At 52.3% G+C, this 2,217-nt stretch carries 2 rRNA genes; both read left to right on the top strand.

The annotated features are described in order from the left end of the window. Positions 1-1,430: ribosomal RNA gene (locus HMPREF2792_RS00870) — 16S ribosomal RNA — on the top strand; the annotation flags it as partial. A gap of 452 nt (positions 1,431-1,882) precedes the next feature. Next, positions 1,883-2,217 (top strand): 23S ribosomal RNA (locus HMPREF2792_RS13095); the annotation flags it as partial.

Here is a 2,217-nt window from a genome sequence, read left to right on the forward strand (position 1 = left end):
GGTACTCGAGTGGCGAACGGGTGAGTAACACGTGGGTGATCTGCCTTGCACTCTGGGATAAGCTTGGGAAACTGGGTCTAATACCGGATATGAACTGCCTTTAGTGTGGTGGTTGGAAAGTTTTTTCGGTGCAAGATGAGCTCGCGGCCTATCAGCTTGTTGGTGGGGTAATGGCCTACCAAGGCGTCGACGGGTAGCCGGCCTGAGAGGGTGTACGGCCACATTGGGACTGAGATACGGCCCAGACTCCTACGGGAGGCAGCAGTGGGGAATATTGCACAATGGGCGGAAGCCTGATGCAGCGACGCCGCGTGGGGGATGACGGCCTTCGGGTTGTAAACTCCTTTCGACAGGGACGAAGCTTTTTGTGACGGTACCTGTATAAGAAGCACCGGCTAACTACGTGCCAGCAGCCGCGGTAATACGTAGGGTGCGAGCGTTGTCCGGAATTACTGGGCGTAAAGAGCTCGTAGGTGGTTTGTCGCGTCGTCTGTGAAATTCCGGGGCTTAACTTCGGGCGTGCAGGCGATACGGGCATAACTTGAGTGCTGTAGGGGAGACTGGAATTCCTGGTGTAGCGGTGAAATGCGCAGATATCAGGAGGAACACCGATGGCGAAGGCAGGTCTCTGGGCAGTTACTGACGCTGAGGAGCGAAAGCATGGGTAGCAAACAGGATTAGATACCCTGGTAGTCCATGCCGTAAACGGTGGGCGCTAGGTGTAGGGGGCTTCCACGTCTTCTGTGCCGTAGCTAACGCATTAAGCGCCCCGCCTGGGGAGTACGGCCGCAAGGCTAAAACTCAAAGGAATTGACGGGGGCCCGCACAAGCGGCGGAGCATGTGGATTAATTCGATGCAACGCGAAGAACCTTACCTGGGCTTGACATACACCAGATTGCTGCAGAGATGTAGTGTCCCTTGTGGTTGGTGTACAGGTGGTGCATGGTTGTCGTCAGCTCGTGTCGTGAGATGTTGGGTTAAGTCCCGCAACGAGCGCAACCCTTGTCTTATGTTGCCAGCATTTGGTTGGGGACTCATGAGAGACTGCCGGGGTTAACTCGGAGGAAGGTGGGGATGACGTCAAATCATCATGCCCCTTATGTCCAGGGCTTCACACATGCTACAATGGTCGGTACAACGCGCAGCGACACTGTGAGGTGGAGCGAATCGCTGAAAGCCGGTCTTAGTTCGGATTGGGGTCTGCAACTCGACCCCATGAAGTCGGAGTCGCTAGTAATCGCAGATCAGCAACGCTGCGGTGAATACGTTCCCGGGCCTTGTACACACCGCCCGTCACGTCATGAAAGTTGGTAACACCCGAAGCCAGTGGCCTAAACTTGTTAGGGAGCTGTCGAAGGTGGGATCGGCGATTGGGACGAAGTCGTAACAAGGTACCCGTACCGGAAGGTGCGGGTGGATCACCTCCTTTCTAAGGAGCATTTATTTTGAGCACCAGTTGGTGCTGTATAGCGTGTGAGTGTTTATTCTCATTCGCTTGGTGGTTTATGTAGACGATTGTTTTACTGCCGCCTATTGATAATCGGGTGGAGATACATCTTAACCAGAATGATGATTCAACTAACACACACGTGTTAATCGCGTATGGATGAGTACTTGGTGCATTGTTGGGTGTCTGGGGCATTGTTCCCTGGTTGTAACCCATGTAAGTTTCAATAACTACTTTTTTGGTGTGGTTGTTGTCTTGTGTGGGGTGTTGTGTGAGAACTGTATAGTGGACGCGAGCATTTAACCATGTGCTTTCCATCTTCTTTTGTGTTGGTGGTGGGTCATGGTTTGTGTGATTTCTTTGTTCTTTTGTGTTTTGTGTGTTCACACCAGCATGATGACTGTTGCTTTTGTGGTGGTTGTTGTGTTGGTTGTGTGTTCGTTATTTAGGGCGCATGGTGGATGCCTTGGCATGCTGGGCCGATGAAGGACGTGTAAGGCTGCGTTAAGCCTCGGGGAGTTGTCAATAGAGCGTTGATCCGAGGATGTCCGAATGGGGAAACCTGGCACCTGTTATGGGGTGTTACCCTTCAGTGAATTCATAGCTGTTGTGGGGGTTTACGCGGGGAAGTGAAACATCTCAGTACCCGTAGGAGAAGAAAATAAAATATGATTCTGCTAGTAGTGGCGAACGAACGTGGATGAGGCTAAACCGTGTGCATGTGATACTTGGTAGGGGTTGTGTGTGCGGTGTTGTGGGCCCCAATGTG

The sequence above is a fragment of the Corynebacterium sp. HMSC068H04 genome (genome assembly GCF_001811255.1).
In the GTDB taxonomy this organism is placed as follows: domain Bacteria; phylum Actinomycetota; class Actinomycetes; order Mycobacteriales; family Mycobacteriaceae; genus Corynebacterium; species Corynebacterium hesseae.